The organism is Pseudoalteromonas ostreae (genome assembly GCF_018069805.1).
GTDB lineage: Bacteria > Pseudomonadota > Gammaproteobacteria > Enterobacterales > Alteromonadaceae > Pseudoalteromonas > Pseudoalteromonas ostreae.
Genome location: NZ_JAGPYN010000007.1, coordinates 1 through 13,942 on the forward strand (window position 1 = coordinate 1; position 13,942 = coordinate 13,942).

Consider the following 13,942-nt stretch of genomic DNA (forward strand, 5'->3'; position numbering starts at 1 on the left):
GGTTTTAACTATTTGTGAATTCCATTCTTTCTATTTCACTCTCTAGCTCTTTTATTCGGTTTAATTGCTCTAACTCTGATTTACTAATAATTAACTTTTTAAAACGCAAAGTTGCATATAAAGCACAAATTATAGGTATACCGTATAGTCCAAACAACCCAGTTTCTATCCGTTGCTCTAGAATGAATGAGAAAGAGAATATTATAAGAACAATAGTCCCCAAACACGATGTGAAATATCCGTAAAACTTGAACATGTGAACTCCTTTTGATTTGAAACCTAACAATTTAATAGTGCGCTCATCGCGCATATTTCTGCCGACTCCCCGCTCATTTATCTACTTTATATAGTTTTAACAAATTACCTAAGGCATTACTATCACTAAGTTTTCTAAATTTTTTAGGTAAAGTTAAATGAACCAATATGCGGGCAGCGCTCATTTTCATAAATATATGCGCAAAGAGCAGTTTAACCAATCAATTAACGACGATATTCAGCCAATCTCAATGACCGCTTATCGCTCTAAGCCGTCATTCAGTTTTAATCATTCATCGTTGGGTTTCGTTGCTCTCAACCCAGCCTACGGTGGTGAATTAAACGCCGAGTTACTTGTTGGGGTGCCTAGCGCCTAGTACCTTTCTTTTAATGCTTAATGCCTCGCTTGTAAGCAATTAAGCCACTCATCAGGTTCCGCCAAAATGAATTCCAGATGGTGGTTTTCTTTAGTGGTTATTTTAATCCCTGATGTTGTGATAGGGATTAAACCGCCGGCTTTAGCTGCGCATTTTTCGACATGGGAAATGTTATTAAGTTTGATGGCATAACAACCCAAGTTAAGTTGTTTATTGAGGGCTTCAAAATGCAGCAGGTTATCAGTAAGAGTAAGGCGGCCATCAGCTTTAGCAACACCCAGTTGTAATGTTGCATAACAACGTTTTAGTTGGGTGTTTTTAGATTGTGTAGCGCTCATTATTCATTCCATCGATTTTTTATTTTATTGAGTGTATGTTGCTAAATTAAATGTGTCAATTATGTAAAATAAATGTTTTAAATTGTTTTTTCAAACAGTGTTTTACAGAAAGTTTTTAGCGCGGTGGTGCATTTTTTGTTGTTTATTAACAAGTACAAAAGCAGCCACGACTAATACCATTTGAGTGGCTAGCGCGCACAGCGTTAACATCAAATCCATACGGTTATCAGCGCGTTGCACTAAGCTTAATTCGATAAACCATGCTATGGCGAGCATTAAAACAAGTGAGCCATGTAAATAACGTTGCAGAGTTATTTTAAACTGAAGGTGCTTCCATTGACTAAATATAAGCAGCGCTAAGCTAATTAATGGGATCAAAAATAGGCTAATAAATGCAATGACTAAAAGTGGTTGCCATGTGCTATTTGTCAGTTGCGTGGTATTTATAAAGTAATCATTACAACCCGTTAAAAGTGTAAAACAAAAAAGAAGGCTAATTAATTTTATTGGCAATGTTGTTATCGTCATGATTTATATGTGTTCTATTGTTAGTTATTAAGCCTTGCTTTATATCAGTAAGGCTTAATGGGTGGTTGTATTTAAAAATAGTTTAAACGTAGGTGTTGTTTTAGCTTAATTAAGCATGCGCCATAATTAACTCTTTTGCGTTAGCTTTGGCTGTTTTACTGATGTTATCACCACCAAGTAAACGGGCAATTTCATCAATACGGCCATGTTTACTGAGTGGCAACATTTTTGTAAAGGTTTCGCCATTGGCAATTTCTTTGGCCACAAAAAACTGCTGATGCCCCGAGCTGGCCACTTGTGGTAAATGGGTTACACAAATAACCTGAGTTGATTTACCTAATTGACGTAAAAGCTTGCCTACAGCTGCTGCAGTTGGTCCAGAAATACCTACATCCACTTCATCAAAAATAAGCGTAGGAGTCGTGACTTTTTGCGCAATAATAACTTGTATCGCTAAACTTATACGCGACAGCTCACCGCCAGAGGCGACTTTAGACAGTGGTTGTAATGGCTGCCCGGGGTTGGTTGATACTAAAAACGCTACATTATCAAAACCTAGGCTGTTTGGTGCTTTTTCAGGTTGTGGTGTAAGGGCGATTTCAAACACACCATTTTCCATTGATAAATGCGCCATGCTTGCACTGATCAATGTATTTAATGTCTGCGCGGCCTCATGACGGCTTTCGCTTAGGGTTTGCGCAGCTTGCTGATAAGTTGCTAATGCTTGGTTAATTTCACCTTCAAGTTGCGTTAAACGGGTCGAGTTATTACTAATCGACTCAAGTTCTTGTGTGATACTTTGGTGAAACTCAACTAAGTCTTCTGGTTTAATATGGTGTTTACGTGATAAATCCATCGCACCACTTAATCGTGTTTCAACGTCAATGAGTCTGCTCGGATCAAGTTCAGCTTGCTCTGCATAATTACGAATTTCACGACTCGCTTCCTCAACTTGCACAGCCGCTTCTTCGAGTAATGCAGCCACGCCAGCTAGGCTTTCATCAAACCCGGCAAGCTCAGCAAATTGCTGCGCGCTATGTTGTAATAGGGAACAGGCATTTTGCTCGTCATTTTCGTATAAGCTTTGTAACTCACGTTGGCATGCTTCAATAATAGTTTGGCTGTGGCTGAGCTTATAATGCTCGGCTTCAATTTGCGAAAATTCATCTGGTTGTAAAGCAAACTCATCAAGCTCAGCTACTTGGTACTCTAATAATTGCTTTTGCGCTGCTTGTTGCAACTGGGCTTGTTCGAGCGCGGTAAATTCTTTTTGTAAGTTTTGGCAATTACGATAATGCTGGCGCACTGCTTCAACCAGAGGTTGATGACCTGCATAAGCGTCTAATAGCTGGAGTTGATGTTCGCTTTTAAGCAAATATTGGTGAGCATGTTGACCATGAATAGAGATCAAGTACTGACCGATTTCTTTTAGTTGGGCTGCAGTGACTGGGGTGCCATTAATATAACTTTTGCTGCGGCCATTTTTACACACCACACGACGAAGTAAGCACTCTTGCTCATCATTCGATAGCAAATGCTGTTCTAAAAACTGCTTAGCTAAGGGGAGGTTGGTTAAATCGAAGGTGGCGCATATTTCAGCGCGCTCAGAGCCTGGGCGAACAGCTGAGGCTTCGGCACGTTCACCCAAACATAAAGATAAGGCATCAATAGCAATAGATTTACCGGCACCTGTTTCACCCGTAATGGCTGTCATACCGCTTTGCCACTCGGTGCTTAAATTGCTTACAATTGCAAAATTTTTAATCTCTAACCCAGTTAACATACTGTTCATCCATCCAGTCAATTAACTGTTAATTTATACAGTGTTTTGGTTTTTTGCAAATTAATTTTTAATGTCGCTGTCTAGTTTATTACTAACTCACTGGTTGATATCTCAAAATTATTTTCAGGATCAACAGGTTTGGCATAATCTTCTGGATTCGCAGATAAACTATCAGTGCATAAAACTTTAATCATGGATGGTAAAAGTTCATGGTAAAACGTTTTATTGTAAGCAACGCCGGCTATGGGTAATTCAGCCACAAAAAAATCTAAGCGTTCAGCTAGTGCATCTCGTTCACCTGTGACATAAGTTTTCGCCAACTCACTGCTAATTGTGCTGATCAATGACTCGTTTATGCGTTCAAGATACAATAAGTTTTCGTCAGTATGGGGTTGTACAACAAAAAAATTACTGGCGATTACTTGTATTCTTGGGATGTATTTAGGACGAATTATTTTTGCGTCGCAGTACTCATTTAATTTAATTTTTAACTGATGAGTTACTTCTTTAACGCGGTTATTAAATAGCTTTTTTTGCGCTTCAAGCGCTTTTCGGCGATTATTTTCAATTACTAAATAACTGCCAAGCAGCGTTATTAATAATAATAAAGCAAAGAAAACTACATACGTCATTTCGGTTTGATTTCCCTTGAAAAGGTAATAAATGAATTCAGCTCATTTTGCTCTAAAGTCTGAATGAGCGCAATAAAATTAATATAAACGACTACCCCAGTTGAGCTTAGTGCGAAGTACATGATAGTAAGAGTAATCTTTGGGGTGGATCAGCCGCAGTTTCTTATCTGCTTTTTTAATTATCACTTCATCGCCAGGTAATACGGCAAGCACCACATGACTATCGCAACTGACTTGTAAGCTGTCGGTATTCTCTAAACTAAGTTTTAAACGTACTTCGTTATCGGCATCAACCACTAATGGTCGGCTTGATAATGTATGCGGAAACATCGGCACTAATGAGATGGCATTTAGCTCTGGAGTCAAAATGGGTCCACCTCCCGACAGTGAATAGGCTGTTGAACCAGTAGGAGTTGAGACAATTAAACCATCAGAGCGCTGCGAGAAAACAAAATCGTTATTAACGAAGGCTTCAAATTCAATCATATGAGCGACTTTATCGGCGTGTAAAACGGCTTCATTCACTGCTGAGTTAGCACTTTTTAACTCGCCATGACGATACACTGCTACTTCTAGTAAAAAGCGTTTTTCTTCAAGATATTGACCGCTTAATACTTGTTCTAAACTAGCTTCAAAGCCTTCAGGGTTTAAATCTGTTAGGAAACCTAAATTGCCTCTGTTGACGCCTATAACAGCAACGTCAAATCGGGCTAATACCCTTGCTGCTCCCAGCATATTACCATCACCACCGACCACAATAGCGAGATCGGCACGTTCGCCAAGCTCAACCAGTTTGACTAATTCTTCTTTGGGGACATTGGTTAATTGATGACCGGTTCTCTGCTCTAATAACACGTTAAATCCTAACGCATTTAAAAAAGTGTATAAGCGCTGTAAAGTTGCAGCTGCATTACTGTGATTGGGTTTGCCAATTAAACCTATGGTTTTAAACGGTGATTCCATGATAAACACATCAATAGTATTAATATCAGTAGAGTAACCCAAAAGTGACAAGTTTGAAAATAACCTTGAAATAAACTCACTACGCCCCGATATCCCTACTATGCAGCAAGATGTAGATACTATGAATTTAAACCCCCGAGATCAGCAAATATTTTCCGCCGTAATGAGCCTGTACTGTAATGGTGAAGGTCAACCTGTTGCGTCTAGCCGTATAGCTAAACAAAAAGGTATGGCCGTGTGCTCTGCAACAGTTAGAAATGCGATGTCGCGCCTAGAAAAAATAGGCCTGCTGTATTCACCGCATACCTCCGCTGGCCGGGTGCCTACCAATGCTGGGTTTGATTATTGGCTAAGTGAATTTTTCCCACTGTCGCAGATTGCGCAATATTGGCAGCCTGCCCAAGCGCAATTAGTCGAGATGGCGCATGGTATAAGCCAACGTTATCAAGTGTGTTGCTGCGTTGGTCTGCCGCAAGTAAGTTCTCAACACGTTTTTAGAGTTGAAGTGTTGGATTTTGATAGTAACGATTGGCTTATTTTACTGTTAGATAGAGCAGGGCAAAGCCATAACATTTGTATTCATAAGCCAGATGATGCGTCTGACACCGTACGTTATCAATTCGCTACTTGGCTTAATACTGTATTCAGTCAGCAAACTTTAATGGAAGGCTTGTACCGTATGCAAGCAATGGCAAATACAGCACCACGAAATTGTCATGATTCGTTAAATCAATGGACCCGTGAGCTGAGCCATAAATTAGGCTCAGATAACAGTATCGTGGTCGGCGAAAATTATCTATATCGGCAAATTGATTGTGAACAAAGCTTAAATATTGGTGTCTCATTTTTGAACTTTGTAGAAGATAAGTTAGCTTTTAAAAATGGTGTGTCGGTTTTAAATACGTCACAATTGCCATTTACTGATTGCGACGAATTGATGGTGATCAGCGTGCCGTATTTTCAAAATCAAGAATATCAAAGTCGTTTTTGTGTAATTTGTCCTAAATCGGCGCAAATTGAAGCAATCATTCAAGAATTTAAATTAATCGAGTCATCTGGCTCTTGAATCTTTTGATTCAATCCCCATAATTACCGCAATTGAAAAGTATTGGAGCATTTAAATTATGTCTGAGCAGACAAAATCACCAGAGCAAGAAGTTGAATTAAACGAAGAACTAGAGCAAATGCAAGCAGACGTTGAAGCGGCTGTAGAAGCGGCTGACACGCACGAAAGCGAAGAAGTTAGCCCTGAAGCTGAAATTGCTATGCTTTATGCTGAGCTTGAAGATGCGAAACAAACGATCGCAAACCAAAAAGATAGCGTAGTACGTGCCGCTGCAGACGTTGATAATATTCGTCGCCGTGCTGCACAAGATGTAGAAAAAGCGCATAAATTTGCACTTGAAAAGTTCGCTAACGAATTATTACCTGTTATTGATAATCTAGAACGTGCTATTGAGTTCTCAGACAAAGAAAACGAAACCTTAAAGCCATTGCTTGAAGGGATTGATATGACAGTTAAGAGCTTTAACGATGCGGTTGCAAAATTTGGTGTTGAAATTGTTAACCCACAAGGTGAGCAGTTTAATCCTGAATTCCACCAAGCAATGTCGATTCAACCAAGCAATGATGTAACACCTAACACTGTATTAGCAGTGATGCAAAAAGGGTATACATTAAATGGTCGTTTATTACGCCCTGCAATGGTGATGGTATCTAAAGCAGCTGAATAAATAAGTCGCTTAGTAAAAAAATGCCCGTTAACTACGGGCATTTTTTTTATTTCTAGCTCGGTGCCAAAGCTGGGCTATTAGTGTTAATACTAATGCGCTGAACATTAAGCTTGAAAATGGTACCGCACTTTGTGCATGCATTAAGGCTAAAATTGGACCGACTAACGCACCACTGCCAAAGCGTAATGTACCAATAACCGCCGTAGCGGTGCCAGAACGCTCTTCAAACTGCATTAAGATCAATGCATCAGCATTACTAGCGGTAATCCCTAAACTCATCATTAGAGGAGCAATAGCTGCAACAATAAAATACAGCGATAGGTGTAATATGCTAAATGTGAGTAGGGCACTGCCAGCTACAAAGCCGACCGCTAATCCATAATACAGCATTTTTCGTGAACCAATACGTGGTACTAGGCGGGTATTTAAAAAGTTACCAAACATGAGCGCCATGACATTGAAAGCAAATAAAACACCAAATAATTGTTCTGATACTTTAAAGTAATCAAGGTATACAAAGGGCACAGCGGTTAAAAAGCAAAAAAAGCCGAATGAGACAAACATTGAGCTGGCTATATCTGCTCGGGTATCTTTATTTTTAAATACGGTTTTATAGCTATCGAAAAATAGTGCAAAACCTTTCATCGGGCTTTTGAAAATAGGGATATCGATTAAGTATATTTGTACCAAGGCTAAAATAACAAAGCTGTAACTGGCCAGTACTAAAAAGATTGTTTGCCAGTGAGATAAGCCCATGATCATTGATCCAACCGTTGGTGCGACTAAGGGCGCGACCATCATGATCATCGATACATACGACATTCCTTTAGCAGTATCTTGTTTATAAATATGACGAATTATCCCTGGCACCACAACGGTTGCAGCAGCACCTGTGAATGCTTGTACTCCCCGCAAAGCCCAAAATAGATGAATGTCATTACAAAAGGCTAACGCGACAGAGCTTAAGCCAAACAATGCTAAGCCGACCTTTGTTAACACGCGACGACCAATTTGATCTGCGATTGGGCCAAAAAATAGCATTCCCAGCGCATAGCCGGCTAAATATATGCTTAATGATATTTGTACATTAGGCATTGTAGTATTAAGGTCGTTAGCAATCACTAACATGGCCGGTAGATACATATCGATTGCCAATGGCGTAATTGCAACAATACTGGCGAGTAAAGGTAATAGAATGCGTTTATTTAAAGAAACCGAGTCCTGCATGACTAACCCATTAAACAAAAAGAGGCTGCTATTGTAACAGCGACAATTAGTCTTGGGTACTTAGTTTGCATGCTAACTATCGTCTTTAACAGCAATAGAACGCAACAGATGTTTTTAGTGGCAGTCGATATATTCAATTGCAGGCTGGTTTGCTATTCTAAGAACAGTTAAATTGTTAGTTAAGAGAATACAATGAAAAAATTAGTTTTGGCTGTGCTTGCCACCGCTGTATTAGCGGGTTGTAAAACATCACCAACAGGGCGCACGCAAATTGCGCTTTATTCTGATCAACAAATGAGTCAGATGGGTCAGCAAAGCTTTGCTGATATGAAAAAGAATCAAAAAATTAATAATAATCCTCAAGTAAATGCGTATGTAAAGTGTATTGCTGACGATGTGATTGCAGTATTACCGCAACAGTACGCAACTCAGGCGTGGGAAGTGGTGGTATTTGAAGACGATTCAGCTAACGCGTTTGCATTACCCGGTGGCTATATTGGTGTGTACACAGGGTTGTTAAAAGTGGCTGAAAATCAAGATCAGCTAGCAACCGTTATCGGGCACGAAGTAGGGCATGTCATTGCTGAGCACTCTAATGAACGTGTATCACAAAGTTCCTTGCTACAAACCGGTATGCAAGTGGGCAGTGCTGCACTTGAAATGGGCAATGTACAATATCGTAACGAAATTCTGCAAGGTCTTGGTTTAGGTGCGCAGTACGGCGTTATTTTACCATTTAGTCGCTCTCATGAATCTGAGGCTGACCAAGTGGGTTTAGATTTAATGGCAAAAGCCGGATTTAATCCAAAAGAATCCGTAACACTTTGGCAGAATATGAGTAAAGCAGGCAGTGGTAATACACCTGAATTTATGTCTACTCACCCAGCACCTGCTAACCGCATTAAAGAGCTACAAGCAAAATTGCCACAAGCATTAAATAAGCAAAAAGCAGCAAAATCGGTGGGTAAAAATCCACAATGTAAGCTGTAATACATTTTTTTAGTGATATAAAAAAAGCCTGTGAACTGATGTTCATAGGCTTTTTATTATTTTAAACGCTAGTTATGCGTTTTCAACAGCAGTACGTGGATCTACGTATGGCATGTTGAAGGCTTCAGCAACTTCTTTATAAGTTACTTGGCCTTTGATCACGTTAAGACCTTTAAGGAAGTTAGCATCATCAAGTAATGCTTTCTTATAACCTTTGTTTGCAAGGTTAATGATGAAAGGTAAGGTTGCATTGTTAAGTGCGAAAGTAGATGTACGTGGTACAGCACCTGGCATGTTAGCAACACAGTAGTGAACTACGTCATCAACGATGAAGGTCGGATCAGCGTGTGTGGTTGCTTTAGACGTTGCGATACAACCACCTTGGTCGATTGCTACGTCAACAATAGCAGAGCCAGGCTTCATCGCTTTAATGTGCTCAGCAGTAACTAGTTTAGGTGCAGCAGCACCTGGGATAAGTACGCCACCAATTACTAGGTCAGCTTCAAGTACATGCTTTTCAAGTGCATCAGCTGTTGAGTAAATCGCTTTAACTTTATTACCAAACTGAGCGTCAAGTGCACGTAGTACGTCAATGTTACGATCAAGTACCACAACATCAGCACCAAGGCCAACAGCCATTTGTGCTGCGCTACGACCAACCATGCCGCCGCCAATAACAACAACTTTAGCAGGCTCAACACCCGGTACGCCGCCAAGTAGCATGCCACGACCATGGTTTGATTTTTCAAGCGCTTGTGCACCAGCTTGAATAGACATACGGCCAGCAACTTCACTCATAGGTGCAAGTAGTGGCAAACCACCGCGTGAATCAGTTACTGTTTCGTACGCGATACAAATTGCTTTGCTTTTGATTAGGTCTTCAGTTTGTGGAAAATCTGGTGCAAGGTGTAAGTAAGTGAAAAGAATTTGGTCTTCACGCAGCATTGCACGTTCAACGGCTTGTGGCTCTTTTACTTTTATAATCATCTCTGCTGTTGCGAAAACCTCAGCAGCAGTTGCTAGGATTTCTGCACCTGCCAGTGTGTAATCTTCGTTAGTGAAGCCAATGCCCATACCTGCATCAGTTTCAACAAAAACTTGGTGGCCGTGATTTACTAACTCACGAACACTCGCAGGAACCATACCTACACGGTATTCATGGTTTTTTATTTCTTTAGGTACACCGATAATCATAATATTGCCTTAATAGAACGGGATAAAATTTTTCACTATTATATTCATGTACTGCCAGTGTGTCTCACCTTTTTTTATCGCCACTCTAGTGATATAATCTAAAAACAGATTTTAAACAGTATAAAAAACTAGTTGTTATTATGCATGAGTTATTAGACCGTATTGACCGTAAGATTTTAATAGAGCTGCAGCACGATGGCCGAGTGTCAAATGTTGAATTAGCTCGACGTGTGGGGCTTAGTGCAACGCCTTGTTTAGAGCGTGTAAAAAAGCTCGAACGCGAAGGTTACATTGTCGGTTATAAAGCCGTGGTTGACCCTGCTAAACTTGGGCAAGGTTTATCGGTGTACGTCGAAGTGACAATCACTAAAACATCACCTGATGTGTTTGATGAATTTAGTGCTGCAGTTAAAAAGCATGATGAAATTATCGAATGTCATTTAGTCTCGGGTAACTTTGACTTTTTACTAAAAACCCGCGTAAATGATATGTCTGAATATCGTGGCGTATTAGGGGATATTCTGCTCAAGCTACCGAACGTTAGTGAAAGCCGTACCTATGTTGTTATGGAAGAAGTAAAAGGCGAGCAAGGGGTGATTATTCGCCCATATATTAGCTGATCTATGCACCATTTTTTAGTAACTACTTAAGTTGTATTATTGCTACATGCGCGATTAATAAAAACCTGTTCATAATCAGGCCATCATGGTTAAGATAAAGTGCAACAAAAAGTATTTCCTGCTAAGGTATTCCATTGCTAAGAATGAGTACAAAGAAGTACAAAGAAAAATGAGGAATAGCGAGTTATGCGCCTAAACGGTGTACAAAGACTATTAGAAACCGGTTTAATAATTAGCACCTTTGCTGCAATATTTATATTGTGTGCGCTGGTCAGTTTTGATCCTGCAGATCCAAGTTGGTCGCAAACAGGTTATGACAATGTAAGAAACATAACTGGAGCTGCAGGTGCGTGGATCGCCGATATTTTATTGCTGACATTTGGCTGGTTAGCTTATTTTGTGCCAGCTGCACTGCAAATATTTGGCTACTTATTATTTAAGCAACCTCATAGAATATTTCAACTCGACTATACAACGTTATCGCTTAGAGTGATTGGTTTTGCATTATTTATCACTTCAGCAACGGCTATCAGTAGTATTAATTTTGATGATATTTATAATTTTTCATCCGGTGGGGTAGTCGGTGATGTGATAGCTTCAGCGATGATGCCTGCATTTAACTTTACCGGTACCTCGATTTTATTATTATGTTTCTTTTTTGCTGGATTAACATTATTAACAGGCGTGTCGTGGGTGCAATGTGTCGATTTTATTGGCGATTTGATCATGCGAGGTTATCGTTTTATTGCCCATCACTTAAAAGCATGGTTACAACGTGAACGTACTGCAAATACTGAAGTTGTAATTGAACAAGACCCTGTTAATGAGCAACAAACACGTAAAGAAACACCCGCCATTCGCTTTTCAGAACCAAAAGTGGATAGTGATAGTGCGGTGTCAAATCAAGAGTCTCATCCTGCATTTGATGATTTGGATGACATTTTGGATCAAGAAATTAATTTTAGCGCCATTGATGATGAACCAATGGACACTGCGGCTGCCTTAAATGCGCTTGATCAAAGCCATGTTACTGAGCCTGAAAAACCAGTGACTACTGTGGTTTCGCCAGCAAGACCAATGCCAAAACCAAAGAGTACCTATCAGCCTCCACCTACCGCAAAAGAAAAGTTTGAGCAGCTACTCGAAGAAAAGCCGCCAAGTACGCCATTGCCTACGCTTGATTTGTTAGATAGACCAGATAAAGCCAAAAACCCAATTTCACCAGAAGAGCTTGAAGCGGTATCGAGGTTAGTTGAAACTAAACTCCTTGATTTTAACGTTCAAGCTACGGTTGTTGCCGTATACCCTGGACCTGTTGTAACCCGTTTTGAGCTTGATTTAGCACCGGGTATTAAAGTTTCTAAAATTACTGGTCTTGCTAAAGATTTAGCCCGCTCGCTATCAGCGGTCAGTGTCCGAGTGGTTGAAGTTATTCCGGGTAAAACCTATGTAGGGATTGAATTACCTAATAAACACCGAGAAATAGTGCGGTTATCAGAAGTAATCGACGCGCCAAAATTTGAGCAAAATCCATCGCCACTGACTATGGTCTTAGGTAAAGATATTGCCGGTGAGCCAATCTGTGCTGATTTGGGTAAAATGCCGCATTTACTGGTGGCAGGTACCACAGGTTCAGGTAAGTCAGTGGGCGTTAATGTAATGATATTAAGCTTACTGTACAAATCAGGCCCTGATGATGTACGTATGATCATGATTGACCCGAAAATGTTGGAACTTTCTGTTTACGAAGGTATCCCACATTTACTGTGTGAAGTGGTCACCGATATGAAAGAAGCTGCCAATGCGCTGCGTTGGTGTGTAGGTGAGATGGAACGTCGTTATAAGTTAATGTCGGCGCTAGGTGTTCGTAACTTAAAAGGTTACAACCAAAAGGTATTGGATGCGAAAGAGGCGGGTTACCCGATTCTCGATCCATTATTTAAAGATACTGATGGTATGAAAGAAGGACCAGACGAGTTAGGTAAGTTACCGAGTATCGTGGTGGTGATTGACGAATTTGCTGACATGATGATGATTGTTGGTAAAAAAGTTGAAGAGCTAATTGCCCGTATTGCGCAAAAAGCCCGAGCGGCAGGTATTCATTTAATACTAGCAACACAGCGGCCATCGGTTGATGTAATTACTGGTTTAATTAAAGCGAATATCCCAACGCGAATGGCGTTTCAGGTATCAAGTAAAATTGACTCGCGTACCATCTTAGATCAACAAGGCGCAGAAAATCTGCTAGGTATGGGTGACATGCTGTATTTACCGCCAGGTACTAGTGTGCCGGTGCGTGTACATGGCGCGTTTGTTGATGATCATGAAGTACATGCGGTGGTGAATGACTGGAAAGCACGTGCAAAACCAAATTATATAGACGAAATTTTAAATGGTGACGCTACCGAAGATATTCTACTTCCAGGTGAAGCCAGTGAAAACGCGGATGAAGAATCAGATCCGCTTTATGATGAAGCCGTGTCATTTGTTGTTGAAACAGGCAAAGTGTCAGTTTCAAGTGTGCAGCGAAAATTACGTGTTGGTTACAACCGTGCCGCACGTTTGGTTGAACAAATGGAAACATCGGGTATTGTAAGTGCACCAGGTCATAACGGTGCCCGAGATGTATTAGTGCCCAATGGTGGAGCAAATTAAATGAAACAAATTAAATATTTAGCCTTAGCAATTAGCTGTTTTTTATCTGCATCAGTATTTGCAAATGACAGTGCAACGGATGACAGCCAAGCATTACAAGATAAACTGGCCGGTTTAAAGAGTTTTCAAGCGCAATTTGCGCAGCAAGTTAATGACGACCAAGGCCAACCAATTATGCAAGGTGAAGGTACTATCGCCTTACAACAGCCAATGATGATCCGTTGGCAACAAGCCAGCCCTGATGACACGTTATTTGTATCAAATGGCGATAAAACCTATTACTTCGACAGCTTTGCTGAGCAAGTAACGATTATGAATACTCACAGTTTGATTGATTCAACGCCGTTTGTATTACTCACCTCCAAAGATCCGGCGCAATGGCAAAAGTACCAAGTACACGCCACGGATACAGGGTTCAGTGTTATACCTAATAAAGACGTTGAAAGCCAAGTTGAACAGCTGGATATTGTGTTTGCAGCAGATAAAGTCGGCTTAGCGTCATTATTGATTAAAGATAGCTCAGGACAATCATCTACATTTACTTTTAGCGACACTAAAGTAAATCAAAGCCTTGCGACTTCAACCTTTGAGTTTAGTATTCCTGAAGGCGTTGAAATAGACGATCAAAGTCAAGGTGAGTAGTGTAG

At 40.3% G+C, this 13,942-nt stretch carries 14 protein-coding genes; 7 read left to right on the plus strand and 7 right to left on the minus strand.

Going from position 1 to position 13,942, the window contains the following annotated elements:
- The first annotated feature begins 413 nt into the window (after nucleotides 1–413).
- Complete coding sequence (locus J7338_RS07065; RefSeq protein WP_210796391.1) at nucleotides 414–632, plus strand: hypothetical protein; 219 nt, start codon at nucleotides 414–416, stop codon at nucleotides 630–632.
- A 17-nt stretch (nucleotides 633–649) separates the two neighbouring features.
- Here the strand turns inward: J7338_RS07065 and J7338_RS07070 are convergent, their stop codons facing one another.
- The 5 genes from J7338_RS07070 to nadK form a co-directional block, all read right to left on the minus strand.
- A complete protein-coding gene (locus tag J7338_RS07070) occupies nucleotides 650–970 on the minus strand; it encodes a GRAM domain-containing protein (RefSeq protein WP_210796392.1) in 321 nt (106 codons plus the stop codon).
- A gap of 102 nt (nucleotides 971–1,072) precedes the next feature.
- Nucleotides 1,073–1,498 carry a hypothetical protein gene (locus tag J7338_RS07075; RefSeq protein ID WP_145242198.1) on the minus strand — a complete coding sequence of 142 codons (426 nt, stop codon included), beginning with the start codon at nucleotides 1,496–1,498 and terminating at the stop codon, nucleotides 1,073–1,075.
- 109 nt (nucleotides 1,499–1,607) lie between these two features.
- Nucleotides 1,608–3,281 carry a DNA repair protein RecN gene (recN, locus tag J7338_RS07080; protein ID WP_210796393.1) on the minus strand — a complete coding sequence of 558 codons (1,674 nt, stop codon included), beginning with the start codon at nucleotides 3,279–3,281 and terminating at the stop codon, nucleotides 1,608–1,610.
- 80 nt (nucleotides 3,282–3,361) lie between these two features.
- Entirely contained in the window at nucleotides 3,362–3,913 is a 552-nt protein-coding gene (locus J7338_RS07085; RefSeq protein WP_210796394.1) for a hypothetical protein, read from the minus strand.
- Between the two features lie 78 nt (nucleotides 3,914–3,991).
- The gene (nadK, locus tag J7338_RS07090; RefSeq protein ID WP_210796395.1) at nucleotides 3,992–4,876 is read right to left on the minus strand and encodes an NAD(+) kinase; all 885 of its coding nucleotides are present in this window, start codon (nucleotides 4,874–4,876) and stop codon (nucleotides 3,992–3,994) included.
- Between the two features lie 100 nt (nucleotides 4,877–4,976).
- Here nadK and J7338_RS07095 point away from each other — a divergent pair, with 100 nt between their 5' ends.
- On the plus strand, nucleotides 4,977–5,942 hold the full coding sequence (locus J7338_RS07095) for an HrcA family transcriptional regulator (RefSeq protein ID WP_145242204.1): 966 nt from the start codon (nucleotides 4,977–4,979) through the stop codon (nucleotides 5,940–5,942).
- 58 nt (nucleotides 5,943–6,000) lie between these two features.
- A complete protein-coding gene (gene grpE / locus J7338_RS07100) occupies nucleotides 6,001–6,609 on the plus strand; it encodes a nucleotide exchange factor GrpE (RefSeq protein ID WP_210796396.1) in 609 nt (202 codons plus the stop codon).
- A gap of 27 nt (nucleotides 6,610–6,636) precedes the next feature.
- Here the strand turns inward: grpE and J7338_RS07105 are convergent, their stop codons facing one another.
- Nucleotides 6,637–7,836, minus strand: coding sequence for a Bcr/CflA family efflux MFS transporter (locus J7338_RS07105; RefSeq protein ID WP_210796397.1), 1,200 nt, complete (start codon nucleotides 7,834–7,836; stop codon nucleotides 6,637–6,639).
- Nucleotides 7,837–8,028: 192 nt separating this feature from the next.
- Here J7338_RS07105 and J7338_RS07110 point away from each other — a divergent pair, with 192 nt between their 5' ends.
- Nucleotides 8,029–8,826, plus strand: a complete 798-nt coding sequence (locus J7338_RS07110) for a M48 family metallopeptidase (RefSeq protein WP_210796398.1) — start codon at nucleotides 8,029–8,031, stop codon at nucleotides 8,824–8,826.
- 72 nt (nucleotides 8,827–8,898) lie between these two features.
- Here the strand turns inward: J7338_RS07110 and ald are convergent, their stop codons facing one another.
- Nucleotides 8,899–10,020, minus strand: coding sequence for an alanine dehydrogenase (gene ald, locus J7338_RS07115; RefSeq protein ID WP_210796399.1), 1,122 nt, complete (start codon nucleotides 10,018–10,020; stop codon nucleotides 8,899–8,901).
- A gap of 140 nt (nucleotides 10,021–10,160) precedes the next feature.
- Here ald and lrp point away from each other — a divergent pair, with 140 nt between their 5' ends.
- The 3 genes from lrp (at nucleotide 10,161) to lolA (ending at nucleotide 13,937) form a co-directional block, all read left to right on the plus strand.
- Nucleotides 10,161–10,640 (plus strand): leucine-responsive transcriptional regulator Lrp, encoded by a 480-nt coding sequence (gene lrp / locus J7338_RS07120; protein ID WP_210796400.1) that lies wholly within the window; start codon nucleotides 10,161–10,163, stop codon nucleotides 10,638–10,640.
- Between the two features lie 186 nt (nucleotides 10,641–10,826).
- Nucleotides 10,827–13,295: a DNA translocase FtsK gene (locus J7338_RS07125; RefSeq protein ID WP_210796401.1), complete on the plus strand. Its 2,469-nt coding sequence runs from the start codon at nucleotides 10,827–10,829 to the stop codon at nucleotides 13,293–13,295.
- Nucleotides 13,296–13,937: an outer membrane lipoprotein periplasmic chaperone LolA gene (lolA, locus tag J7338_RS07130; RefSeq protein WP_210796402.1), complete on the plus strand. Its 642-nt coding sequence runs from the start codon at nucleotides 13,296–13,298 to the stop codon at nucleotides 13,935–13,937.
- Nucleotides 13,938–13,942: the final 5 nt, after the last annotated feature.